Annotated in this window: 23 protein-coding genes; 7 read left to right on the forward strand and 16 right to left on the reverse strand. The window is 65.3% G+C overall.

What is annotated here, in order from left to right; all coding sequences use genetic code 11:
• The first annotated feature begins 24 nt into the window (after window positions 1–24).
• Window positions 25–651 (forward strand): hypothetical protein, encoded by a 627-nt coding sequence (locus J6500_RS26295; protein WP_225715602.1) that lies wholly within the window; start codon window positions 25–27, stop codon window positions 649–651.
• Here J6500_RS26295 and J6500_RS26300 read toward each other — a convergent pair.
• The 12 genes from J6500_RS26300 to J6500_RS26355 all read right to left on the reverse strand — a co-directional run bounded on the left by J6500_RS26300 (window position 648) and on the right by J6500_RS26355 (window position 11,555).
• Entirely contained in the window at window positions 648–2,018 is a 1,371-nt protein-coding gene (locus J6500_RS26300; protein ID WP_225715603.1) for a TIGR03808 family TAT-translocated repetitive protein, read from the reverse strand. The genes J6500_RS26295 and J6500_RS26300 overlap by 4 nt on opposite strands.
• Window positions 2,019–2,132: 114 nt before the next feature.
• Entirely contained in the window at window positions 2,133–2,807 is a 675-nt protein-coding gene (locus J6500_RS26305) for a pyroglutamyl-peptidase I (protein ID WP_225715604.1), read from the reverse strand.
• Window positions 2,804–3,796, reverse strand: coding sequence for a methylmalonyl Co-A mutase-associated GTPase MeaB (gene meaB / locus J6500_RS26310; RefSeq protein WP_225715605.1), 993 nt, complete (start codon window positions 3,794–3,796; stop codon window positions 2,804–2,806). Before meaB ends, J6500_RS26305 begins: the two co-directional genes overlap by 4 nt.
• 183 nt (window positions 3,797–3,979) lie before the next feature.
• On the reverse strand, window positions 3,980–4,213 hold the full coding sequence (locus J6500_RS26315; protein ID WP_225715606.1) for a hypothetical protein: 234 nt from the start codon (window positions 4,211–4,213) through the stop codon (window positions 3,980–3,982).
• A 62-nt stretch (window positions 4,214–4,275) separates the two neighbouring features.
• Complete coding sequence (gene scpA / locus J6500_RS26320) at window positions 4,276–6,432, reverse strand: methylmalonyl-CoA mutase (RefSeq protein ID WP_225715607.1); 2,157 nt, start codon at window positions 6,430–6,432, stop codon at window positions 4,276–4,278.
• A gap of 35 nt (window positions 6,433–6,467) precedes the next feature.
• A complete protein-coding gene (locus J6500_RS26325; RefSeq protein WP_225715608.1) occupies window positions 6,468–6,938 on the reverse strand; it encodes a GFA family protein in 471 nt (156 codons plus the stop codon).
• Window positions 6,935–8,809, reverse strand: a complete 1,875-nt coding sequence (locus tag J6500_RS26330; protein ID WP_225715609.1) for a methylmalonyl-CoA mutase family protein — start codon at window positions 8,807–8,809, stop codon at window positions 6,935–6,937. The genes J6500_RS26325 and J6500_RS26330 overlap by 4 nt, the downstream gene beginning before the upstream one ends.
• Before the next feature lie 105 nt (window positions 8,810–8,914).
• Complete coding sequence (gene folK / locus J6500_RS26335; RefSeq protein ID WP_225715610.1) at window positions 8,915–9,406, reverse strand: 2-amino-4-hydroxy-6-hydroxymethyldihydropteridine diphosphokinase; 492 nt, start codon at window positions 9,404–9,406, stop codon at window positions 8,915–8,917.
• Complete coding sequence (folB, locus tag J6500_RS26340) at window positions 9,399–9,779, reverse strand: dihydroneopterin aldolase (protein WP_225715611.1); 381 nt, start codon at window positions 9,777–9,779, stop codon at window positions 9,399–9,401. The genes folK and folB overlap by 8 nt, the downstream gene beginning before the upstream one ends.
• Window positions 9,776–10,633: a dihydropteroate synthase gene (gene folP, locus J6500_RS26345; protein WP_376707862.1), complete on the reverse strand. Its 858-nt coding sequence runs from the start codon at window positions 10,631–10,633 to the stop codon at window positions 9,776–9,778. Before folP ends, folB begins: the two co-directional genes overlap by 4 nt.
• A 92-nt stretch (window positions 10,634–10,725) precedes the next feature.
• A complete protein-coding gene (locus J6500_RS26350; RefSeq protein ID WP_225715612.1) occupies window positions 10,726–11,133 on the reverse strand; it encodes a DUF4332 domain-containing protein in 408 nt (135 codons plus the stop codon).
• Between the two features lie 56 nt (window positions 11,134–11,189).
• Window positions 11,190–11,555 (reverse strand): DUF2267 domain-containing protein, encoded by a 366-nt coding sequence (locus tag J6500_RS26355; protein ID WP_225715634.1) that lies wholly within the window; start codon window positions 11,553–11,555, stop codon window positions 11,190–11,192.
• 372 nt (window positions 11,556–11,927) lie between these two features.
• Between J6500_RS26355 and J6500_RS26360 the strand changes: the two genes are divergently transcribed.
• Complete coding sequence (locus J6500_RS26360) at window positions 11,928–13,547, forward strand: helicase HerA-like domain-containing protein (RefSeq protein ID WP_225715613.1); 1,620 nt, start codon at window positions 11,928–11,930, stop codon at window positions 13,545–13,547.
• Window positions 13,548–13,646: 99 nt separating this feature from the next.
• Window positions 13,647–15,047, forward strand: coding sequence for a M20/M25/M40 family metallo-hydrolase (locus J6500_RS26365; RefSeq protein ID WP_225715614.1), 1,401 nt, complete (start codon window positions 13,647–13,649; stop codon window positions 15,045–15,047).
• A 199-nt stretch (window positions 15,048–15,246) separates the two neighbouring features.
• Here J6500_RS26365 and J6500_RS26370 read toward each other — a convergent pair whose 3' ends face one another.
• Window positions 15,247–16,026, reverse strand: coding sequence for a class II aldolase/adducin family protein (locus J6500_RS26370; RefSeq protein ID WP_225715615.1), 780 nt, complete (start codon window positions 16,024–16,026; stop codon window positions 15,247–15,249).
• Window positions 16,027–16,204: 178 nt separating this feature from the next.
• Window positions 16,205–17,854 carry a glycosyltransferase family 39 protein gene (locus J6500_RS26375; protein ID WP_225715616.1) on the reverse strand — a complete coding sequence of 550 codons (1,650 nt, stop codon included), beginning with the start codon at window positions 17,852–17,854 and terminating at the stop codon, window positions 16,205–16,207.
• A 319-nt stretch (window positions 17,855–18,173) separates the two neighbouring features.
• Here J6500_RS26375 and J6500_RS26380 point away from each other — a divergent pair, with 319 nt between their 5' ends.
• Together J6500_RS26380 and J6500_RS26385 are read left to right on the forward strand one after the other, a co-directional pair.
• The gene (locus J6500_RS26380) at window positions 18,174–19,082 is read left to right on the forward strand and encodes a DUF308 domain-containing protein (protein WP_225715617.1); all 909 of its coding nucleotides are present in this window, start codon (window positions 18,174–18,176) and stop codon (window positions 19,080–19,082) included.
• A gap of 170 nt (window positions 19,083–19,252) precedes the next feature.
• Entirely contained in the window at window positions 19,253–19,666 is a 414-nt protein-coding gene (locus J6500_RS26385; RefSeq protein ID WP_225715618.1) for a Ros/MucR family transcriptional regulator, read from the forward strand.
• 6 nt (window positions 19,667–19,672) lie between these two features.
• Here J6500_RS26385 and J6500_RS26390 read toward each other — a convergent pair whose 3' ends face one another.
• Entirely contained in the window at window positions 19,673–20,107 is a 435-nt protein-coding gene (locus tag J6500_RS26390) for a SufE family protein (protein WP_225715619.1), read from the reverse strand.
• Window positions 20,108–20,198: 91 nt separating this feature from the next.
• Window positions 20,199–20,576: a DUF5330 domain-containing protein gene (locus J6500_RS26395; RefSeq protein ID WP_225715620.1), complete on the reverse strand. Its 378-nt coding sequence runs from the start codon at window positions 20,574–20,576 to the stop codon at window positions 20,199–20,201.
• Between the two features lie 426 nt (window positions 20,577–21,002).
• On the opposite strand from J6500_RS26395, the gene J6500_RS26400 reads away from it, so the two are divergent.
• Window positions 21,003–22,811, forward strand: coding sequence for a sensor histidine kinase (locus J6500_RS26400; RefSeq protein ID WP_376707863.1), 1,809 nt, complete (start codon window positions 21,003–21,005; stop codon window positions 22,809–22,811).
• The gene (locus J6500_RS26405; RefSeq protein ID WP_225715622.1) at window positions 22,804–23,538 is read left to right on the forward strand and encodes a peptidoglycan-binding protein; all 735 of its coding nucleotides are present in this window, start codon (window positions 22,804–22,806) and stop codon (window positions 23,536–23,538) included. The genes J6500_RS26400 and J6500_RS26405 overlap by 8 nt, the downstream gene beginning before the upstream one ends.
• The last annotated feature ends 10 nt before the right edge of the window (window positions 23,539–23,548 follow it).

Here is a 23,548-nt window from a genome sequence, read left to right on the forward strand (position 1 = left end):
AATTCGACCGGTGCGGCTCTTGTCATGCCCTATGCCATTCTCATTGCAATCTTGGGCGGGATCGTTTCAACGGTCTTTGCGCTGTTTGCGTTGCGTTCGCCGTCGGCGATGGTGACCGCGCCATTTTTGGGTGCCATTCTAGGCCTGCTGCTCGCGGTAAAGTCACTCAGGAGCCAAGGCCTCTCGCTCGGCGCCAGTCTTGAAGATTATCGAAATGCCGCAGGCATTCGTTCCCTCAATCAGGTCTCTGTGCGATTCATCAACATCGCGCTCGGCGGGGCCGCAATCGTATCGGTTGTGGAGTTATCCGGTCTGCTGTTCGGGCAAGCGCTTGTGCTTGCTATGCTGCCAGCGGGCTGCACCCTGGTTGTCTTCTATACGCTCGTGCGTTCCTGGCAGGTCTCCGACGCCGAACAATTCGGCAAACTCGACGCGATCCAGGTGACCGGCGGGATTATGGGTATCCTGTTGGTGGGCCTGATGCTGTATCCATGGATCACCAAGGTGCCTGACGGAAATATGCTCATGCCGGACGTCGTTCGCGTCGTATTCGTTGTGAACGCCGCAGCGGCGCTGGAAGCAGCGATGCTCTCGGCCCTGGGCATCAGCTTCGTCTATCGCATCATGGGTCTGATCGAGACTCGGCTCTAGCGCCGCACCGCGTTCGAACCGACTGTCAGCTGCGCGTATTGCTGGGCGCCGCCGGCCGAAAGGTCCGTCGTAATGGGGCGCGCGTGGTCGAGGCCGACCACAGCGCCGCGCGGCGTCTCCGAGATCATGTTGTTGTTGATCAGCGCCGTGCCGGCGCCGGGCACCACCGAGACGCCGATCCCGACAAAGGCCTTGCGGATCACGTTGCCTGATATGGCGACGTCGCGCAGGTATTTGCCCCAGCCGGCGACGATGCCGAAGGTCGGCGCGTTCTCGATCACGTTGCCGGTCACCGACGTGTCGGCCTCGACATAGATGCCGATGCCGGCCCCGTCATTGGGGTCGGTGCCAATGGGACGCTTCGGCAGCAGGTTGCGGATGATGTTGCCCTGGACCACCGCGATGCGGCCGCCCTCGTTGAAATTGCACACGGAGACGCCGAGCGCGGCGCCGTCGACGGTGTTGTTGGCGATAACGGCCGCCTCGAACGAGAACTCCGAATAGAGCGCGACCTCGCGGACATTGCTGATGCTGTTGTCCGATATGTGGATGTTGGACGCCGAGTTGCCGCGGACCGCCGAGAAGTCGCAGTTCCTGATGCGGTTGCCGCGCACGATCACGTTGCCGGCGCGAAACGCGTTGATGGCGTTGCCGTACTGCCCGGAGCCGCCGGGGCCGGCCTTGATGTCCTCGATCCGGTTGTCGGCGACGATCGAGCCGTCATCGCCGATTGCGGTCCGCAGGATCTCGATGCCGTTGTCGTTGGTGCCCTTGATGGTGTTGCGCGCGACCATCAGGCCGAGCGCGTCGAACGACACCAGCGCCGTGGTTGCGATCTCGGTGAAGACATTGTTGCTGACGTCGCCGGACATCTGCTCGAACCAGATGCCGTTGCCGCCGCTGCCGATGAACTGGCAGTCGGTGATGCGGATGTCGCGGCCGGACAGGCAATGCACGAGGCCGCGCCGCGTCGGCAGCGGGATGTTGCCGCCGTCGAAGGTGAGGCCCATGAGCACGATGCCGCTTGCGCCCTCGCCTAATAGCATCGACGCGCCGCCGCTGAAGACGAGCCGGCTGGCGCCGCGCACGCCGATCAGCTGGCTGCCGGAAGCGAGGCGCAACATGCCGGTGCGATAGACGCCGGGCGGAAACGCCAACGGCACCTGCGCGCGCGCGGCCTCGTCGATCGCGCGCTGCAGATTGCGGGTCTGGTCGTCGGGGCTGCCGGCACGGACGCCATATTGCGTGACGTCGCGGCCGAGCGAGGCGGTCGATGCGGCGGCCCGTGCGGCATCCGGCGACATGGCAAGCGCGCCGGCGACGCCGGCGGCGGATGCTCCGATGAGATGGCGGCGGTTGACGTCCATGAGCATGGCCCTCGCTGAAGCCGCGAGCGTGACGTTCGCCTCCGCTAGGTAGCGCGAAATGCGGCGCCGCATGGTGAACATGCTGACGCAACGGGCCGATTGTTGGCGGTAGGGTTAATCGGCGGTGCAACGATCCAACACGCTCACGCGCGCGGCTTGCCGGGTCAGTTTCACCAGTTCCAGCAGCATCGCCTCGCCCGCATCGACCAGCTCGTCGAGCGTGATCGCCGACAGGCCGCGCGCCGCCGTTCCGTCATGCGCGAGCGGCGGAACATGGACGAATTGCGCAAGGCGCAGCTCATTGTCGCCCTTCATGGTCTCGATCGCCCGCCAGCTCAGATAGTTGCAGAGGTAGCTGCCGGCATCGCGCGACAGGCGGGCGTCGATGCCCGTCGCCTGGGCTGCGCGGAGCAACTTTTTGCTGTGCGGTCCGAAGCTTTGCGCATCGGCACCATCGGCGATCGATCCCTTGCGGGCGTGCTGGCGGCCGGCGTCGGGAAAGCGCGTCGTTACCGCGTTGCGGGCGCGGGTCTCGATGCGCAGATGCGCGGTGCGGCCGGCGAGGCCGAACATCAGCAGCGCCTGCGGGCGATGCCGTGCGATCAGCTCCGGCAACTCGCGATCGACTGTCGCGTAGGTGACGTGGAAGATGTGGCTGCTCAGCGCGACGTCGTCGAAGGCCGGGCGCCGCAGCCCGGTCAGCCGCCTGACCAGCGGCATGGTCGGGTTGACCGGCGCGCCCGGGAATGGGCCGAAGCCGGTGATGAGAATGCGCAGCTTTCCGCTCAATGCAGCATCTCCACGATCTGTTCGGCGGCGACCGCGGGCGAGACGCGCCCGCCGGCGACCTCGGCTTCTATCTTCTTCACCTTGGCGCGGATCGCGGCATCTGTGCGCAGCCGCGCCATCATCCGGCTCTCCAGCATCGACCACATCCATTTCACCTGCTGCTCGCGGCGTCGCGCGGCGAACTCGCCGGAGGCGTTCATCGCGGTGCGATGCTCGAGGATTTTTTGCCAGAGCCTGTCGAGCCCGGCTCCCGTCAGCGCAGAATAGGTCTCGACCGGCGGATGCCAGTGTTCGGAGCGCGGTGCGAGGATATGCAGCGCGCTGCGATAGTCGGCCGCTGCGAGGTTGGCGCGCTTGACGTTGTCGCCATCGGCCTTGTTGATCGCGATCATGTCGGCGAGCTCGACCAAGCCCTTCTTGATGCCCTGCAACTCGTCGCCGGCGCCGGGCAGCATCAAGGCCAGGAAGAAATCGGTCATGTCGCAGACCGCGGTCTCGGATTGGCCGATGCCGACGGTCTCGACCAGCACCACGTCGAAGCCGGCCGCCTCGCACAGCAGCATCGCCTCGCGGGTTTTCGCCGCGACGCCGCCGAGGGTGCCGGACGAGGGCGAGGGGCGGATGTAGGCGTCATCGGACGCCGCGAGCCGCGCCATCCGAGTCTTGTCGCCGAGGATCGAGCCGCCGGTGCGCGCCGAGGAGGGATCGACTGCGAGCACCGCGACCTTGTGGCCGCGCTCGATCAGGAACATGCCGAGCGCATCGATCGTGGTCGACTTGCCGACGCCGGGCGAGCCGGTAATGCCGACCCGCACCGCCGTGCCGGTGTCAGGCAGCAGCGCCTGTACCAGTTCGCGCGCCGCTGCCTGGTGATCGCTTCGCCTGCTCTCGACCAGCGTGATCGCCCGCGCCAGCGCGGCGCGCTGGCCGGCACGGAGGTCCTTGGCAAGGGCGCGGATGTCGGGAGCGGCGGATTTCGAGGCGATCATGGCCTTGGTTTACAACGGCCGGCCGTCGCAGGCGAGGGCCAGCGCACCGGCCCTCCCGTGCTATATGCAGTGCGCGGGAGCCGCGCAGGTTACGTTCCGCATAGTTTCTGGTCGCCGCGCAATTTGCTTATCGCTCCTTGAAGGAGTCTGCAATGCCTGGTCGTGACGGTCACTACTGCAGCCCTAGTCTGATGATGTCGGCCTAGCAAGCTCTTGTTCGCGCTGTCGCCTTCGCTCGGCGATAAATTCATCGCATCCTTCGGGAAGTGTGCACATATAATCTTCGATCCGCCACGCTGTCCTCTCGGTGAAGGTTTTGGCGACGAGAAAACCTGCTACGTACAACCATGGCAGCGACAAGAGTAAAACCACAAGAGCAGACACGGTGAGGGCGATGACGCGGATCACCTTCAACATTGTCAGTGACCCACTCCCTTTTCCCTAAAAACTGCTTTTGTTGAAACCGTCTATCCCCGCCGCTACTCCGCCGCCTCGCTGTGGCCGAGCCTTGTATTGAGCTTGCGGATCAGCTCCTCGGCGGCGTCCGAGATCACGGTGCCGGGCGGGAAGATCGCCTCGGCGCCGGCGGCGTAGAGCGCCTCGTAATCCTGCGGCGGCACCACGCCGCCGATGATGATCATGATGTCCTCGCGGCCGTGCTTCTTCAGCGCGGCCTTCAATTCCGGCACGGCGGTGAGATGCGCTGCGGCGAGCGAGGAGACGCCGAGGATGTGGACGTCGTTCTCGACCGCCTGACGGGCGGCTTCGTCGGCGGTCGCGAACAGCGGCCCGATGTCGACGTCGAAGCCGATATCGGCGAAGGCGGATGCGATCACCTTCTGGCCGCGGTCGTGGCCGTCCTGGCCGATCTTGGCGACCAGGATGCGCGGGCGGCGGCCTTCGGCCTCCTCGAAGGCGTCGATCAGCGCCTGAACCTTCTCGACCTTGTTGGACATGGCCGCTGCCTCTCGCTTGTAGACGCCGGTGATGGACTTGATCTCCGCGCGGTGGCGGCCGAACACCTTCTCCATCGCGTCCGAAATCTCGCCGACGGTGGCTTTTGCGCGCGCGGCGTCGATCGCCAGCGCCAGCAGGTTGCCGTTGCCTTCGCTCGCGCTGCGGGTGAGCGCGGCGAGCGCCGCGTCGACATCCTTCTGGTTGCGCTCCTTCTTCAGCCGCGCCAGTTTGTCGATTTGCAGCCGCCGCACGGTGGAGTTGTCCACCTTGAGCACGTCGATCGGCTTCTCGTTCTCGGGCCTGTACTTGTTGACACCTATCACCGCCTGGCGGCCGGCATCGATCCGCGCCTGGGTCTTGGCGGAGGCTTCCTCGATGCGCAGCTTCGGCAGGCCGGCCTCGATCGCCTTGGCCATGCCGCCGAGCGCCTCGACCTCCTGGATATGGCCCCAGGCCTTTTTAGCGAGATCGCGGGTCAGCCGCTCGACATAGTAGGAGCCGCCCCAGGGATCGATGATCCGGTTGGTGCCGCTCTCCTGCTGGAGAAAAAGCTGGGTGTTGCGGGCGATGCGCGCGGAGAAATCGGTCGGCAGCGCTAAGGCCTCGTCGAGCGCATTGGTGTGCAGCGACTGGGTGTGGCCTTGGGTTGCCGCCATTGCCTCGATCGTGGTGCGCATCACGTTGTTGAAGACATCCTGCGCGGTCAGCGACCAGCCCGAGGTCTGGCAATGCGTGCGCAGCGACAGCGAACGCGGATCCTTCGGGTTGAACTGCTTGAGCAGCTTGGCCCATAACAGCCGCGCAGCGCGCATCTTGGCGACTTCCATGAAGAAGTTCATGCCGATCGCCCAGAAGAAAGAGAGGCGCGGAGCAAAACGATCGACGTCGAGGCCGGCGGCAAGCCCGGCGCGCAGATATTCGACGCCGTCAGCCAGCGTATAGGCGAGCTCGAGGTCCTGCGTCGCGCCGGCTTCCTGCATGTGATAGCCGGAGATCGAGATCGAATTGTATTTCGGCATCCTCGTGGACGTGTAGGCGAAGATGTCGGAGATGATCCGCATCGAGGGCGCCGGCGGATAGATATAGGTGTTGCGCACCATGAACTCTTTCAGAATGTCGTTCTGAATGGTGCCCGAGAGTTTTTCCGGCGGCACGCCCTGTTCCTCGGCGGCCGCGACGAACAGCGCGAGGATCGGCAGCACCGCGCCGTTCATGGTCATCGACACGCTCATCCGGTCGAGCGGGATGCCGGCGAACAGCGTGCGCATGTCGTAGATCGAATCGATCGCAACGCCGGCCATGCCGACGTCGCCGAGGACGCGCGGATGATCCGAGTCATAGCCGCGATGGGTGGCGAGATCGAAGGCGACCGAGAGACCCTTTTGCCCGGCCGCGAGGTTGCGGCGATAGAAGGCGTTGGAATCCTCCGCCGTGGAGAAGCCGGCATATTGCCGGATCGTCCAGGGCTGGTTGACGTACATGGTCGGGTAGGGGCCGCGCAGATAGGGCGCGATCCCCGGCCAGGTCTCGAGGAAGTCGATGCCTTCGAGGTCGGCCTCGCTGTAGATCGATTTGACCGGAATGCCCTCGGGCGTCAGCCACGGCTCGGCGCTCGCGGCCGGTGCCGCCGCGGCGACGGGCTGGAAGGCGACATCGGCGAAATTGGGAATGCGGGTCATGGTATCCATCGTATCACGGCGCTCACCTTGTGGCGTCAATCGTGGTCCGGATGCTGGTGGCTGACGATCGTCGCCATCTTTTCCGGCCCGTAATTCTGCATCGTGGTCTGGCTCGGCAGATTGGCGATACCGACCACCCAGCCGAGGCGGGACTCAGTTCCGAATTGCTGCGTCGGGATCACCCGGTCCGGCCGATCGAAGGTCCCGGTCATGATCTCGATCCGCGGCCCGTCGATGACGTGGAAGCCGAGTGGCGTGCCGCAGGCGGCGCAGAAGTCGCGCGCGGCGATCGAGGACGACTGGAACGACGCAGGCTTGCCGCGGGTCCACGTGAAATCGGTCCGATCGATATCGGCGAGGGAAGCGAACGGGGCGCCCGATGCCTTCTGGCACATCCGGCAGTGACAGATGCTGATCCGGGTCGGCGCCGCCGACACCGCAAAGCGGACGGCGCCGCATTGGCAGCCGCCGGTCAGAACGGGTTTTGCTGGTGCTTCAGCCGTCATGCCTGCTCCATCCGCCGATAGGCGTCGCGCAACGCCGCCAGCGCATCGCCGCCGGCGAAGACGAATTCACCGATGCCGGCCGCCCGCAGCGCCGCTTCCTGGTCGCCGGGGCGCCCTGCCAGATAGATATACCTGGCGCCAGCTCCTTGAAGGCCCTTTGCCGCGTCTGCGGCACGATCGGCATAGACCTTGTCCGAGGAACAAATGCACGCCATCGCCGCGCCGGTGGCCTTGAAGGCCGCGGCAAGCGCTGCCGCGTCGGCAAAGCCCTCGCTGTCGATGGCCTCGATCCCGCCGGTCTCGAAGAAGCTCTTTGCGAAGGTGGCGCGGGCGGTGAAGTCCGCGGGCGTGCCGAGATTGGCGAGGAAGATCCTCGGCCGCGCACCACGTGCCTTCAGCGTGGCGTCCGACTTGTCGCGCAGCGCCTCGAAAGGCGCGGCAAGCCGCATCGGCGCCAGCGCGTCGAACTTGATCGCGGCGTCGGCGAGCGGGGCGGGCGCGGCCGGTTTCACGTCCAGCACCGCGATGTCGGCCTCATGCAGGTCGGGGAACTCACTGGCGCCGGTCAGCACGTCGCGGCGCTTTGCCACATTGGTCTCGCGCTGTGCGCGGGTCGCGGCGACTTTGCTCTGGATCAGACCCCGCGCGAGCGCAGCGAAGATGCCGCCGGCCTTCTCGATCTCCTGGAACAGCGTCCACGCCGCCTCGCAGAGCTGCGAGGTCAGCGTCTCGATGCCGCCGGAGCCGGCGGCCGGATCGGAGACCTTGGCGAGATTGGATTCCTCGAGCAGCACCAGCTGCGTATTGCGCGCAATGCGTCGAGCGAAATCGTCCGGCAGGCCGAGCGCCAAAGTGTGCGGCAGCACCGTGATCGCGTTGGCGCCGCCGAGGCCGGCCGCGAAGGTCGCCATCGTGGCGCGCAGCAGGTTCACATTGGCGTCGCGCTGGGTCAGCATGCGCCAGGCGGTCTGCGCGTTGACGAAGATCGGCTTCGGTGCGAGGCCGCAGGCCTGTTCGATCCGCGCCCACAAGAGCCGCAACGCGCGGAATTTCGCCATCGTCAGGAACTGGTCGGCGTCGGCGGAAAGCCGGAACGAGATCGCAGCCCGTGCCGCATCGAGATCGATACCGGCGCCTTCCAGCATGCGCAGATAGGCGAGCGCGACCGCGAGCGTGAAGCCAAGCTCCTGCACCTCCGAGCCGCCGGCATCGTGCACCGGTCGGCCGTCGGCCAGTACGAACGGTCCCTTGAAGCCGCGCTTGACCAGGCCGTTGACCACCTGGCCGAACGACTTTTCGTAGTTGGGCCATGCGATCGCCGCTGCGCCGCGCACGGCCATGGTGCTGAGCGCCTGATAGTTGAAGTGCAGGTCGAGCTTGGCCGGGTCAAGCTTGCGGGCCTCGACCATGTCGGCGAAGGTCTCGCCGGCATTCTCGCGCCCGATCACCGGGTTGAGCGCGATCATAATGCCGGCATCGAGATGGACGCCGCCGCAGGCCCGCGCCAGCGTCTTCTTGCTGGCATCGGCGAGGCCGAAGCCGCGGGCGCCGGGACCGCCGGCGAATTCGAATTCGAGGCCGGTGGCGCCGTTCTCGAGATCCTGCAATGCCTGTGCATTGGCCTGCGCGGCATCCGGATGGTCGACCCGCTGCAGGATCTGCCAGGGTGCGGCGGGGCCACGGCCGGCAAGCGGGCAGGTGTTGGTAGCCCGGCGGTAGATCGGATCGATCTTCAGCCCGTCATAGGTCTTGCTTGTCAGCTTCTCGAACGGCGCGCCTTTCAGCACGCCGTCGACCAGCTTGCGCCAGTCATCATAGGTCGCAGCCGGGAAATCCGCAGCCAGAGGCAAATCGTCGGTCGTGGTCGTCATCCGCCCAGAATATCCTTCACTGGCCCGGCATGGGCCCGCTTGATTTGGCCGGAAATTGCCACGGGTGGGCGGCCAAGCCAAACGGTTGTTTGCGGTGTCGGGGCCTCAATCGAGGTCCGGCAGACGGAAAATACCGTCGGCGGAAACCCCGGCCAGCGCGTCGGCGACACGGCGGCCGGCAATGACACGGTCTGGAACGATCTCGGCCAGCGGCACCAGTACGAAGGCGCGCTCGAACACATGCGGGTGCGGCAGGGTCAGTTCCGGCTTGCTGAGCGTGACATCGTCATAGGCGATCAGGTCGAGGTCGAGGGTGCGTGGACCCCAGCGCAGCTCATTGGCCCGGTCGCGGCCGAACTTCGCCTCGATCTTGTGCAGCGTGAACAGCAACGCATGCGGATCGAGGCTGGTCTCGATCTCGATGCAGGCATTGATGAAGCGATCCTGCTGCTGTTCGCCCCAGGGCGGCGTCGAATAGTCCGACGAGCGCCCCAGCAGGGCGGCCTGCGTCATGCCGCAGATATTGGCGATCGCCTTGCGGATCGTCGTGCGGACGTCGCCGACATTGCCGCCGAGCGCGATCAGGACGTCAGCCATGCTGCGGCGGGTGGCGTGAGCGCGTCAGCACCACGCCGACATCCTCGAAGATCGCGGCAATCGGTGCATGCGGCTTGTGAACGGTGACCTTGACGGCCCGGATGCGCGGGAAGGCGGCGAGTATTGCATCGGCCACTGCGCCGGCTGCGCGTTCCAGCAATTTGTAGTTGGTGTTCTTGAACGCCGACGTCGCCGTCGCCACCACGTTGGAATAGGACACCGTGTCGGACAGGCGGTCGGTATGCGAGGACTCCGAGAGATCGGTATAGAGCTCGAGGTCGATGACGAAGCGCTGCCCGACCTCGGTCTCGTGTTCCATCACGCCATGGCGGGCATGGATGACGATCCCTTTGATGAAGATCGTGTCCGTCATTGCTGTCCCTTGATTGCTGCGGCCACCCGTAGCGCCTGAACGGTTTCCGTGACGTCATGTGCACGGATGATGCGTGCGCCGTTCTGCGCGGCGATCAGATGCGCCGCGAGCGAGCCGCCGATCCGCTCGTGAGGCTCCGACGGCGCGACGCTGCTGATGAAGCGCTTGCGCGAGGCGCCGACCAGCACCGGCAGCCCGAAGGCGCTGAACTCGGCCAGCCGCGCCAGCGCGGTCATGCTCTGCTGTGGCGCCTTGCCGAAGCCGATGCCGGGATCGAGCACGATCCGGTCGGACGCAATGCCGGCCTTCGCGGCGATCTCGAGCGAGCGGGTGAAGAAAGCCGTGATGTCCTGCATGATGTCGATGGCGGGATCCGCCCGGTCGCGGTTGTGCATGATGACCACGGGTACACCGCGGGCCGCGACGACGGCCGCCATGCCGGCATCGCGTTGCAGGCCCCAGACGTCGTTGGCCATTGCGGCGCCCTGATCGAGCGCCCAGGCCACGACCTCCGACTTCATGCTGTCGATCGAGACCGGCACGCCGAGCGCGACGACGCCGGCCAGCACCGGCTTCAGCCGCGCCAACTCGTCGCCGGCCGTGACCGGCTGCGAGCCGTAGGGGCGGGTCGACTCGGCACCGATATCGATGATGTCGGCGCCGTCGGCGACCAGCTTGCGGGCCTGCGCCAAGGCCTGCTCGGGTGCGATGAACTGTCCGCCGTCCGAGAAGGAGTCCGGCGTCACGTTCAATATACCCATCACCGCCGGATATGGCTTCGACAGCAACGCCGGCAGCAGCGCGCGTCCGGCCAGGCCGGCGGCCGCTGAAGCTATGGGCTTGGTCGCCATCATGCGGAGGCTTTGCGCTGACCGCGGCGGCAAGTCAAGGTGCGGTGGGGGCGGTTGGCGCCGGTGGGCCTGATCACCCTAAGAGGTGATCTCAGCTAATACGTGATCTTGGGCGGCAACTTGCGTGCCTGCTCGATCAGCAGCTCGACCGACTTCTCCGACGGCATCACGCGGACAAGTTTTCGCTTGACGTTGGCGTCCTTCATGCTCTGCGCCAGCCGCGACGGGTTACGGTGGGCGAGCTCGCGCACGGTGGTGACGCCGGCGGCACGGATCAGTCCGACCTTGGCCTTGCCCATGCCCGGAATCCGCATGTAGTCGGAGATGTTGGCCCACTCGAGCAGTTGCTGTTCGCTGATCCCGGTCCTGGCTGCGAGCGCCTTGCGTCCCTTGACGGTGCGGGCGGCTTCAAGCAGCGCTTCGGTCGTGCGGATACCCTGTGATTTCAGTTTCGTTGCGCAATAGGCGGACAGGCCTTCGATCTCGGAGAGGGGGTATGTCATGATACTCGTATGCAGGTAGAAGAGAGCGTCGACGCAAGGAGGCGTTGGGAGGTGCTTCAGGCGAACTGGCTGAGGCCCGGCGTCCCCGAGATGATCTCGCCCATTTGATCCGCTCCGATTTTGTCGCGGCCGAACTTGAAAAGTTCACGCGCGATGCTCTGAATTTCGGTCATGCTCAAACCAAGCGCCATCAGCCGGGTGCCGACAGCCATCAATCCGCCACCCATCAACCGTGACAGGCCGCCACTGTTGTTGGAGGCGGCGATCGCCGCTTCAGCGCCGGGAATTTGGTCGATCAGAGCTCGGACTTGGTCGGAAGGTCCCTCGTTACGGAGGAAACCCAGAACGATGCCGATGGTTTTTTCAGCGACAGCACCATCGATGCCGGCCTTGGCGGCCAGCCGTCCAACCAATTCATCCATATTGCCCCGCCTCAACCGGTCTTTGCCGGATCGTTCTCGAAGATTTATCTTGAGCGCCTGTGCCGCGAAATACAAGCGATCCGCGCCACGCAGCTGGTTTTTCTTTTTCGATCGCGTGCCGGTGTTGCAGCGATGCAAGAGTGAGCGGTGCATACACGCCATCTTGTCGCAATGCGCAATGGCTTTCTTCACTTGCGGCCAAAAAGGTTTGGCCGGAAAGAAAGTATCAGGAACTTATAAGGCAACCATATACGGCTGCATCGGCCGATGGTTTCAATCGACCGACCTGCAAGATACAATATGATGGCATGGTTCGTTCATCGAACCCGGTTCGAGATCGAGCCGATCTAATCTGCGCGAAGAGGCGAAGCGATGGCGACCTCCGACAATAAGCTGGTCGATACCGACGAGAAGATTCTTGTCGGCAAGGGTGAGGAGACAGCGTGGCTGACGCTGGCGCTGGCCAACAGGCACGGGCTTGTGACTGGCGCGACCGGAACCGGCAAGACGGTCACGCTCCAGGTGATGGCCGAAGGATTTGCACGTGCCGGCGTGCCGGTCTTCGCCGCCGACATCAAGGGCGATCTCTCCGGCATCTCCGAAGTCGGAGAGGCCAAGGATTTCATCATCAAGCGCGCCAAGGAGATGGGGCTGACCTTCCAGCCCGATCAGTTCTCGACAGTGTTCTGGGACGTGTTCGGCGAGCAGGGCCATCCGGTGCGCGCCACCGTCACCGAAATGGGACCGCTGCTGCTGTCGCGGATGCTCGATCTCAACGACGTGCAGGAAGGCGTGCTCAACGTCGCCTTCCGCGTCGCCGACGAGAACGGCCTGACGCTGATCGACATGAAGGATCTGCGCGCATTGCTGGATGCGATCGCGCCCAACGGCAGCAAGAAGACGGCCGACGACGAGGAGGATCCGCTGGCGCCGATCCGCAAGGCGGCGCAAAGCTATGGCAACGTCTCGAAGGCGACGATCGGGACCATCCAGCGCCAGCTGCTGGTGCTGGAGAACCAGGGCGGCACCAAGTTCTTCGGCGAGCCGGCGCTGACGCTGAAGGATTTCATGAAGACCGACCGCGACGGCCGCGGCATGGTCAACATCCTGGTCGCCGACAAATTGATGCAGAGCCCGCGGCTCTACGCCACGTTCCTGCTCTGGATGCTCTCGGAGTTGTTCGAGGAGTTGCCGGAGGCCGGCGACCTGCCGAAGCCGAAGCTGGTGTTCTTCTTCGACGAAGCGCATCTCTTGTTCAACGATGCACCGAAGGCGCTGATGGACAAGATCGAGCAGGTGGTGCGGCTGATCCGTTCCAAGGGCGTCGGCGTTTATTTCGTCACGCAGAACCCGATCGACGTGCCGGACAAGGTGCTGGCGCAGCTCGGCAACCGCGTGCAGCACGCGCTGCGCGCCTTCACCCCGCGCGACCAGAAGGCCGTCGCCGCCGCGGCACAGACCTTCCGCCCCAACCCCAAGCTCGACACCGCGCGCGTGATCATGGAGCTCGGCAAGGGCGAGGCGCTGGTGTCGTTCCTGGAGGGCGCCGGCACGCCGTCGATGGTCGAGCGCGTCATGATACGGCCGCCGTCGGCGCGGATCGGGCCGATCACGCCCGAGGAACGCAAGGCGATCATGGATGCGAGCCCGGTGAAGGGCAAATACGACACCGCGGTCGACGAGGAGTCGGCCTACGAGATGATCCAGAAGCGGATCGCCGGCACGGCCGCGCCGGCGGACGGTGAGGGTGGCGGTGGCGACGGCGGCGGCCTGCTCGGCCAGATCGGCTCGATCGCTGCGACGATCTTCGGCACCAAGCGCGGCCGGCTGTCGACCGGGCAAATGATCGCACGCAACGTCACCCGCTCGGTGACCGACAAGGTGATCGGCGGCGTGGTCGCCGACCTCGGCAAGTCGGTTGGCGGTTCGATCGGCGGCTCGATCGGCCGCTCGCTGGTGCGCGGCGCGCTTGGCGGCTTGCTGCGCAGGTAGGACTTTCGCGCCGGTTCGCGTTCGTGACCGCCGGTGGCTTGCCTCCTGCGGCCATCGGGCTACAACTCGGCGCAACGTTCACCCAACAGGATATCCGCGATGTCCAACGCCAAGCTGCAGTCGGTCCTCGACCGCATCGATGCCGATTTCGACAATAGTCTCGAGCGGCTGTTCACGTTTTTGAGGATCAAATCGATCTCGGCCGATCCGGCCTTTGCCAATGACTGCAAGGCGGCCGCCGATCACCTCGCCAGCGATATCGCGAGCCTCGGCTTCAAGACCGAGGTGCGGCCGACCGCCGGCCATCCGGCCGTGCTCGGCAAGCTGAACGGCTCGACCGACGGGCGCCCGCACGTGCTGTTCTATGGTCATTATGACGTGCAGCCGGTCGATCCGCTCAACCTCTGGCACCGGCCGCCGTTCGAACCCGCGGTGACCGACCACGCCGACGGCCGCAAGATCATCGTCGCGCGCGGCGCCGAGGACGATAAGGGACAGCTGATGACCTTCGTCGAGGCCTGCCGCGCCTGGAAGACGGTGACGGGATCGCTGCCGATCGACATCACCATCGTCATCGAGGGCGAGGAGGAGATCGGTTCGAAGAATTTCGTGCCGTTCCTGGAGGCGACCAAGAGCGAGCTGAAGGCCGACTTCGCGCTGGTCTGCGACACCGGCATGTGGGACCCCAACACGCCGGCGATCACGACCTCGCTGCGCGGCCTCGTCTATGACGAGGTCAAGATCAAGGCGGCCAACCGCGATCTGCATTCGGGCGTGTTTGGCGGCGGCGCGCAGAATCCGATACGCGTGCTGACCCGCATCCTCGGCGGCCTGCATGACGACAACGGCCACATCACCATTCCCGGCTTCTACGACGGCGTGAAGGATCTGCCGCCGGACATCCTGGCGCAATGGAAGAGCCTCAATCTGACTGCGGACAGTTTTCTCAAGCCGATTGGCCTGTCGCTGCCGGCCGGCGAGAAAGATCGCCTCTTGATCGAGCAGGTGTCGTCGCGTCCGACCTGCGACATCAACGGCATCGTCGGCGGCTACACCGGCGAGGGCTCCAAGACGGTGATCCCGGCCGAAGCCTCGGCCAAGGTCTCGTTCCGTCTGGTCGAAGGGCAGGACCCCGAGAAGATCCGCAAGGCGTTCCGCGACTACGTGCGGGCGCGTGTGCCGGCCGACTGCAAAGCCGAGTTCATCGATCATTCCGGCGCACCGGCGATCGCGCTCGACTGGAATATGAAGCCGCTGGCGGCGGCGCGGCGGGCGCTGACCGACGAATGGGGCAAGGAGGCGCTGCTGGTCGGCTCCGGCGCGTCGATCCCGATCGTCGCCGACTTCAAGCGCACGCTCGGCCTCGACAGCGTGCTGATCGGCTTCGGGCTCGACGACGACAACATCCACTCGCCGAACGAGAAGTACGACCTCAAGAGCTTCCACAAGGGCATCCGTTCCTGGGCGCGGATCTTGGCGGCGTTCGCGGAGACGAAATAGGCGCGGCACAAGTAGCCCGGATGCAGCGCAGCGCAATCCGGGGCCGCTCTCTCCGTGGATAGACTCGCCCCGGATTGCTGTGCTGCATCCGGGCTACGGACGAGAACCCAACGTAAAAACGCCGCCCGGAATTGGGCGGCGTTTTGATTCGGTCGTGTAGAGGATGTTGGCGGTTATTCTAGCGCATGATTGTGAAAATTCAATCCCGGTAGCCGGGGTTCACGCGGTCGAGCTTGCGCAGCAGCGGCGGCCAGACCAGCTGGGTCGAGCGCAACTCGGCGCGGTCGGGGTTGGACAGCAGTTCGGTGTTCTTGTCGATCGCGTGCGGATCGACCGGGTAGGCGATCGGTCCGAGCGCGCGGGTGGCGACCTGCATCGAGCAGGCCCGCTCCAAATGATACATCCGCTCGAAGGCGGAGGCGACCGAGCGGCCGACCGTCAGCGTGCCGTGATTGCGCAGCAGCATGTGGTGCTTGCTGCCGAGATCGCGCTGCAGGCGCGGGCGTTCGTCGTGGTCGAGCGCGATGCCTTCATAGTCGTGATAGGCGAGGTCGTGGGTGACGAGCTGCGCGGTCTGGTTCAGCGGCAGCAGCCCTTCCGGGCTCGACGACACTGCGGTGCCGTCGACCGTGTGCAGGTGGAGCACGCAGCCGGCGTCCTCGCGCACCTCGTGGATCGCCGAATGGATGGTGAAGCCGGCCGGGTTGATGCTGTAGTCGCTCTTGGAGAGCTGGTTGCCGTCGAGATCGACCTTGACGAGGCTCGATGCGGTGATCTCGTCGAACATCAGCCCGTAGGGATTGATCAGGAAGTGATGGTCGGGTCCGGGCACCCGCGCCGAGATGTGGGTGTCGACCAGATCGTCCCAGCCGTAGAGTGCAACGAGGCGGTAGCAGGCGGCGAGATTGATCCGCTGTTCCCATTCCGCCGCGGTGATATCGGACGGGACTTCCTTCAGGCGCGCTTCCGCTGGCGACATGGCCAATTGCTCCATTCGTGTTCTTCTGGCGCGCAGCGTAGCGTCACCGCCGGAGCGCAGCAAGGCAGCGCGCGGGCGTGCCAGTCATGCCGGCACGTGACGGCTGAGGCGTGACCGGGAAGATCATGCTCCGGAACCGGGCAAACGCGCGACGGATCTGCTCTGCGGCAGGCGCGCCTTACGGCGCCGGGATCGCCAGCAGGCTCGAAATGCTGCGGCCGCGGATGTCGTAGACGCGGGCGAACACCACGTCGTCGCGCTTGATCTCGACCATCACGGGTGCGGTCAGGCCCTTGCAATAGAACTCGCCCAGCGTCATCGCGAAGTCGGCGGCGTTGCTGTCCCAACCGATCGTGAAGTCGGGGCCGAGCGCGACTTGGGCCGGCCGCTGCGGTCCGCACACCGCGACCTTCCACTTGCGGTTCTGCGGCGGCACTTCCTGCCGCTCGGCGAGCTGCTCGCGCAGTTCGTCGGAGGCCTGCTTCAGCGCGAGGCCCCAATAGTCCAGCATGAAGTAGTTGTCGGCGGTCCGCACCGTGCCGGCGATATGGTTGAAGTGCGTATATTGATACGGATGCAGCCGGATCATCTCGCTGAGCGGCAGCAGCAGGCCGAACGCGAACACCGCGACGGCAGCAGGCTGCCAGGCACGGCGGTTTTCGCCGAGCCAGTCCATGCCGCGCGCGAATGCGACGCCACCGAGCACGGCCATTGGCGGGATCACGAAGATGAAATGACGGATGCCGTTGTAGAGCGCCGGACGCTTCACCATCGCGATGACCAGCGGCAGCGTCGCCGCGAGCGTCAGCATCAGCATGATGGTCTTGCGCCTGGCCGGCACGTCGCTGCGCGACAGCGACGCGAAGGTGACGACAACAGCCGAGAACAGCAGCACTAGCAGCACCTCGGGGAGTTGCAGCGCGAACAGCGTCGGCAGATAGGACCACGGCATGTCCGGCACCGAGACCAGCGCGCCGTCGAACATTTCCTTCCAGGGCTTCTCGAAGAAATGCGAGAAATAGGTCACCGCTTCCAGCGGGTGTCCCGGCTCCATGATCGACCACGGCCAGATCAGGCCCATCACGAGATAGCCGAACGCGAGGCCCGGCATCAGCACGTAGACGACATGGCCGAAGCGGAGCGTCGCCTCGCGCGCGCCCTGGGTACGGAACTCCTCGATCAGGAGCGGCATGAATCCGACCGCCGCATAGATCAGCGCGAGCCCGCCGAGCACCCGGCAGCCGATCGACAGGCCGGCGCCGAAGCCGACGATCAGGATGGTGCGCGGCGAAGGCGCCGGATATTCGTCGGCGAGGCGGACGAGGCCCATGATCAGGATCACCATCGCCACCGCGAACGGCGCATCCTTCGGATTCATGAACATGTGGCCGTAGAATGTCGGGCACAGCGCGAGCAGCAGCAGCGCCGCCAGTCCGGCGACCGGGCCGCCGATGCGGCGCGCCAGCCGCCAGGTGACCGCCAGCCCGATCACGCCGACGATCGCGCCGACCAGGCGGCGCGTCTCGAACAGTTCCAGCGGGATCACCTTGTGCAGCAGCGCAGCGGCCATATCGAAGCCGCCGCCGTACATATAGAGGTTGGCAAAGGAGAGCGCGCCGGTGTCCTTGAAACCGGAACCGTACATGCGCAGCAACAGGTCGGCATATTCAGCGTGGGTGTAATCGTCCCAGCCCAACCCGTAATCGCGAAATGTAAGACCGGCGATCAAAGCGACCACGCCAAGTGCCAGGAAGGCGAGATCGTCGCAGGTCTTGTCCACCGAGCGACGCGCAGGCGTGTCGATGGCAGACGTCGTAATGGATGACATGGTTAATGGTACCGGCGTCCCTGTGGCCCAGTGTGGCGCTTTAGGGCCTCATTCCCCGGCATCCATATAGCGCAGTTCCGTTTCCAAGTAATTGGCAATTGTGGCGTAAATTTCCTGATGCGTTGCAATAAATTGGCAGCATTTCGTAGTCAGTAGATTTACGGGACGAGCGCCTCGCAAGACCGCCATTCAACGGGGCGGAAACCCGAATTCTGGAACTCTGTCCACAATTGGCGGTTGGCGGTGTGGGCAATATGACGGTATCGTTGCTTTCGGCGGCTGCGCCGATTTTCAGGCGGGTCTCCCGGGGGTTAGATCGATGATGGTTGCTCTGTTGGTCGTCGGCGCGGGCCTGGTTGTGGCGGGCCTGGCGGCGATCGGCTTTGGAATTCCCAATAAGGAATTCAGCGTCGGCGGTATGCTGATTGCGACTGGCGTCGACAGCGTATGCGCCGGAGCTATCGTACTGGGGCTGGCCGTGGTGGTTCGGGAGCTTCAGACCATCGCACGGCGGCTCGCCCCTGCTGCCGCCGTCGGCACCGAAGCCGAGTTCCCGCTCGCGCCCGCTGCAACTTCCCCGCGTGGCGCCGCACCCGCTGAGGTCGCTTTCCCGCCGCCGCCCCTCCGCGAGCGCACCGCTGCGCCTCCGCCGTTGGCTCAGCCGGCAGCGTCACCCGCGCCTGCGGCAATGCCGCCCTGGCACGAGGAAATCGCCACCCGTGGCGGGCATGACGAGGAGGCAGCCGCCGTGACGCCGCCCGAGGCCGCTTCAGCGCCGCCCAAGCGGCGCAACCTGCTGTTTTCGTCGAGCTCCCGGAAGGAGCGCGAACGCGGCCAGGGCCGAGCGGCCGAGCCGCTGACGCCGGACCTGCTCTCACCCGAACTGCGTCCCAATCCCGCTGCGGCGGCCGAGCCGGCCCCTGCAACCTTCGACGATGCCTGGCCGAAGGTCGACCGCCCGCGATCGGTCGACGTCGCGCCGCGACGCGGCGCCCGCGCGCCGTCGACGTTCGGCGAGGCCCAGCAGCCGCCAGCGACGCCACCGTCGCCGGGTCATCCGCCGCCGCCCCAGGAGCAGCCGGCAGTGACCGTGCTCAAATCCGGCGTCGTCGACGGGATGGCGTATTCGCTCTATTCGGACGGTTCGATCGAAGCCCAGATGCCAGAGGGTATGATGCGTTTCGCATCGATCGACGAGTTGAGGTCGCATCTTGAGCAGCGGCCTTAGGTCCCGCCAATACTTGCGGGCGATACCATTTGTAAGATAGATCATCGCCGTTCTTGTCAGATTTCCGGTAATCCGTTCATATTCGCGAAGTAGTCCACGATTCTGCCAATGTATTACCGTGCCCGGATACTGTCCGGCAGGCAATCGCAGCTCCCAGGGAACGTCGAGCCATGTCCGACACGTCAGGGAAAAGCCCGGTCGAGCTGACCGCCAACATCGTTTCGGCCTATCTCAGCAACAATCCGACCCCGGCCTCGGATATTCCGAACCTGATCAGTCAGGTTCATGCCGCACTGCTGCGTGTTTCGACCGGGCGCAACGACGCGCCGCTCGAGCCGGCCAAGCCCGCGGTGGCCGCGAAGAAATCGATCACGCCCGAATATCTGGTGTGCCTCGAAGACGGCAAGCGCTTCAAATCGCTCAAGCGCCATTTACGCACCCAGTACAACATGACGCCGGAACAGTATCGCGAGAAATGGGGCCTGCCGGCCGACTATCCGATGGTGGCGCCGAATTACGCGGTGGCGCGTTCCCAGCTCGCCAAGAAGATGGGGCTGGGCCAGCAGGCGCGGAAGCGCAAGTAAGAAAGCCTACGCAGCGGAAGCCAGCGCCTCGCGCGCATCGGTGCGGATGCGCTCGACCATCGAGCGCAGGCCGTTGGAGCGCTGCGGCGTCAGGTGGTCGCGGAAGCCGAATTCGTCGAACAGCGCGAGCGCGTCGGTGGCGAGAATCTCTTGCGGCGTGTGGCCGGAAAACAGCGTCAGCACGATCGCGACCAGGCCGCGCACGATGTGGGCATCGCTGTCGCCGAGATAGATCAGCCGCGGCTCGCCGTTGGCGTCGCGCTCGACCCGCTTCGACAGCCAGACCTGGCTCACGCAGCCCTGCACCTTGTTCTCGGCCGAGTGCTCCGCCTCGGACAACGGTTCGAGCGTCCGGCCGAGCTCAATGACGTACCGGTATCGGTCGTCCCACTCGTCCAGCAGCGAAAAATTGTCCCTGATTTCGTCGATCGTCGTCGTCATCGTGACCCGCATTCCTATGCTTAACGGCTTATATAGGAAGGCGGGCTGCGAAAGCGACGAAAATGGAACCGGTTCCGCCGCTAATTTGCGGTCACGGCGCGGGCGGCTGGCGGAATTCGATCGCCTGGTCGGCCGGCGTCAGGGTGTCGCGGGATGCGGCGGCGGAATCTGCGGCATCCGCGTCGATCGAGCCGGTGTGGTCGGGCTTCTTCTCGGTGATGATCTGATAGATCTTGCGCGCACCCTCGGTTGCCCGCTGGCCGATCGCGGTCGCGGCTTGACCGCCGACTTCGCAGGCCGACGGCTGGCGCTTGCAGAACTGACCCATGTCGTTGATCGTCGCGGTCGCAGCCGATACCGCGTCGGAGGCGCTGATCTCCGGCACCTTCTCCGATTCAGGTGTCTTGTCTCTGGGCAGCAGCACGAGCACTAGCCCGAGCCAGAATGCCAAACGCAGCAGGAAGAACATGGCGCGATCCCGGTCGTTTGTTGGTCTTTTGCTTCATGCGGTCGACGCCGCAGTTGAACTTAGCCGTAGCAGCGGTCGATAAATCGGAAGTGTTTGCATTGAAGTAAATCCGCGGAAAATCCGCCTGATTTGATTCGGTGTAAATTTTCGATTGATCGCATGATGCAGGCCGGATTGGTCGCACATGCCGCGTCCACCATTTCGAAACCATAGCTTGTCGCATCCGGAAACCTGTCGTTCACCATCCCGGGCAAATGCACGGTGAATAACCGGCCAAAGCATCACCAATGCACGGTGTTTGGCGGCAGGCGGTCCCGCCTTAGCGTTCGCTTAAGTTCGCTCTGACACGTTGGCCTGCAATCACCAAGGAGGCGTTCCGGCGCGTCCGTCTGACGATCGAGCCGAAGCGCGAGTGCTGTGAGTGTTGTGAGTTTGATCCGCGATTGCCTCGATGCGCTGCTGCATCCGTCGGCGCAATATGATGCGCTGACCCGTGCGCGCCATCGGGCCTTCATGGCGCCGCGGCTGCTCGGCAGCCTGGCGGCGCTTGCCTCTTTTCCGGCGTTTCTTGCGGTGCGCGGCGCGCCCACCGCGATCGAGGTCGCTGCCTTCGCCTGGCTGATTGCGCCGATTCTGCTGTCCTGGTTCCTGTCGCGCACCGGCCGCTATGAAGGCGCGCATGTGCTGTCGTCGCTGGCGCTCGCCGGTCTCGTGATGACGATCTCGGCGACCACCGGCGGCATCGCGTCGTTTGCGGCCGTGTGGCTCATCGTGATTCCGATCGAGGCGGCGCTGTCGGCGTCGCGGCGCGTGGTGGCATTTGCCTTCGCGCTGGCGATGACCTGCGCGGCGTTGCTCAGCGTGCTCGGACATTATCATCTGCTGCCGGCTGCCGATCCGGTTGTCGTCGCCAACGGCATGCTGGCCGGCGTCGGCGTGATCTCGGCGATCTTCTATGCTGCCGGCCTTGCCTTTGGCGCGGAGTCGCTGTCGCGCACCAGCGTGGCGCTGCTCTATGTCGAGGAAGACCGCTATCGCCTGCTCGCGCACAATATGAGCGACGTGCTGTCGCGGCACAGCCGCAACGGCGCGGTGCGCTTCATTTCTCCGGCGGCCGAGGCCATGCTCGGCATGCCGGCATCGCGACTGCTCGGCCACGGCCTGTTCGATCGCGTCCACGTTGCCGATCGTCCCGCCTATCTCACCGCGCTGTCGGATGCCGCGCGCGGCGGCGAGTCGCGTAGCGTCGAGTTCCGGCTGCGCCGTGACACCGCGCGAAGCGAGAGCGGCGCCTCCGACTTCATCTGGGTCGAGATGCGTTGCCGGCCGCTCGACCAGGCCGCGGGCGAGACCGAAGTGGTCTCCGTGATCCGTGACGTCAGCGACCGCAAGTCACAGGAGCAGGCGCTGGAGCTGGCGCGCCATACCGCCGAGCAGGCGGACGCATCGAAGACGCGCTTCCTCGCCACCATGAGCCACGAATTGCGCACGCCGCTCAACGCCATCATCGGCTTCTCCGAGATGATCGCGCAGGAAGATGTGCTCGGGCTCGATGCCGCGCGCCGCAAGGAATATGCCCAGCTCATCAACGATTCCGGCCAGCATCTGCTGTCGGTGGTCAACGGCATCCTCGACATGTCGAAGATGGAGTCCGGCAATTTCGAGATCTCTCCGGAGCCGTTCGCACCGCGGCCGGCGCTGCTCAATTGCTGCAACCTGGTGGCGCTGAAGGCGCGCGAGAACGGCGTCGACCTCGTGATCCGGGTCGGCGACGACCTGCCGATCATGAACGGCGATCCGCGCGCGTTCAAACAGATCGTGCTCAACCTCGTCTCCAATGCGATCAAGTTCACCGAGCGCGGCGGCAAGGTGACCGTATCTGCCGTGGTCGAGGGCACACGACTCGTGCTGCAGGTCTCCGACACCGGTGTCGGCATCGCCGCCGACGACCTCAAGCGGATCGGCGACCCGTTCTTCCAGGCCGGCAAGACCTATCAACGCCGACACGAGGGCACCGGTCTTGGCCTGTCGATCGTGAAGGGACTGGTCGGCCTGCACCACGGCGAGCTGAGCGTAGAGAGCAAGGTGGGCGAGGGGACCATCGTGTCGGTCGCGCTGCCGCTGGCGTTCACCCCGGCTGCGCCGGCCGAGCCGGCGAGCAATGTCTCGACCCTGAAGCCTGCGCTGCGCTCCGGACTACAAGAGCAAACCCATCAGGTGAAGAAGAGTGCCTAGACAGACTCTGGACGATGATGAAGCGCCGCGCCGTCGCCGCAGCGCCAAGGCCGTGGCGATTGCAGCCGAGGAGGAGCGCGGCCTCGTGCTGCGCGTGCTGCTGTACAGTCCGAAGGATATGATCGCAGGCGTGCTCGCCGCGGCCGCCATTGTCGCGATCCTGATCAACGCGTTGTTCCTGCAAGCCGGCCGTCATCCGTCGCCGATGTTCGGCGGCTCGGTCGTGACCTTGCCGCCGCCGGCACCGGTCGGCGCGCTCACCAGTCCGTTGCCGCGTCCGCGTCCCGCCGAAGCGGCCGCGCGGACGGCCGAGCCGGTCGCCGCCGAGGCCCCGAAGCCGGTCGAGGTCAGGCCGGTGGAGACCAGGCCGGCCGTCGAAGCCAAGCCCGCTGAACCCAAGGCGGATTCGAAGCCTGCCGATCCGATGACCAATCTGGTGGTGAAATCGACGACCGCGGGGCCAGCCGCCGCGCCGTCGAATGTCGTGCGGCCGCCGGCACCGATCCCGACCCCGCATCTCAGCGGGGCTGGAAAGCGGATCGCGGCGGTGCAGCGCACGCTGACCGAATACGGCTACGGCCAGCTCAAGCCGACCGGCACCATCGGTGCCGACACCCAGGCCGCGATCGCGAAGTTCGAGCGTGCGCGCAAGCTCCCGGTGACCGGGCAGATGTCCGACCGCGTGGTGCACGAGCTCGCCGCGATGACCGGCCGCCCGATCGAATAGCGCAAGCTGC

The sequence above is a fragment of the Bradyrhizobium semiaridum genome (assembly GCF_020329505.1).
Classification (GTDB): Bacteria; Pseudomonadota; Alphaproteobacteria; order Rhizobiales; family Xanthobacteraceae; genus Bradyrhizobium; species Bradyrhizobium semiaridum.